The sequence below is a fragment of the Methylobacterium sp. J-026 genome (assembly GCF_022829585.1).
GTDB lineage: Bacteria > Pseudomonadota > Alphaproteobacteria > Rhizobiales > Beijerinckiaceae > Methylobacterium.
Genome location: NZ_JAKSYC010000056.1, coordinates 1 through 737, shown reverse-complemented (window position 1 = coordinate 737; position 737 = coordinate 1). Strand labels below are relative to the sequence as shown.

Annotated in this window: 1 protein-coding gene; it reads left to right on the top strand. The window is 73.9% G+C overall.

The window, feature by feature from the left end; translation table 11 throughout:
• Positions 1-625 (top strand): hypothetical protein (locus tag MKK69_RS04260; protein WP_243966133.1); only part of this gene is annotated, 625 nt, incomplete at its 5' end.
• Between the last annotated feature and the right edge of the window lie 112 nt (positions 626-737).

The following is a 737-nucleotide window of genomic DNA, read 5'->3' as shown; positions in this document are numbered from 1 at the left end:
GAGCTACTGGCGCAGCCACATCCTCCGGGCGGACCGGCTCGCCCGGGCCCTGGCGGCCCGCTCCGGCACGCCGGAGGGCTGGACCTGGCAGATCGGCCCCGAGGGACCGGGCGGCGAGGCCCGCGCCGGCAGCTTCCGGATGCCGCCCGCCCCCTATCGCGACCCCGCCTTCGCCCGCGGCCGCGGCGCCTGCTGCATCTGCGGCCAGCCGGTCTACCGGTTCGGCTGGCACCGGGATCTCTGGGGCCGCGGCGTGCCCAACGGCAATGCCGGCTGGCACGCGGCCTGTGTCGCCGCCTGGAAGTTCTGGCTCGCCCCGCACGCGCAGATCCGGGTCCTGAAGCTCCGTCAGCGGCACCGCTGCGCGGCCTCGGGGAAGCGGCTGCTCCGGACCGCCGAGGTCGATCACGCGCTGCCGCTCTATCAGGTCTGGCGGGAGCACCGCGCCCGGCCCTGGCCGGAACTGCTCGCCTATTGGGGAGCGCCGAACCTGCAGGTGGTCAACCGGGCCGCCCATGTCCTCAAATGCCGGGACGAGGCGGCCGAGCGCTCCCAGACCCTGCGGCTGTCCCGGTTCCGGGTGGTCGAGGACGAATCCGGGTTCAGCGTGATCGAGGAGGCCTGAGCGGCCGGTTCAGCCGCCCAGGAGTCAGCCGGCCAGAAGTTCAGCTGGCCAAGAGTTCAGCTGGCCAAGAGTTCAGCCGCCCAGAGCCGCGAGGCCGTGGGACAGGTCGGCC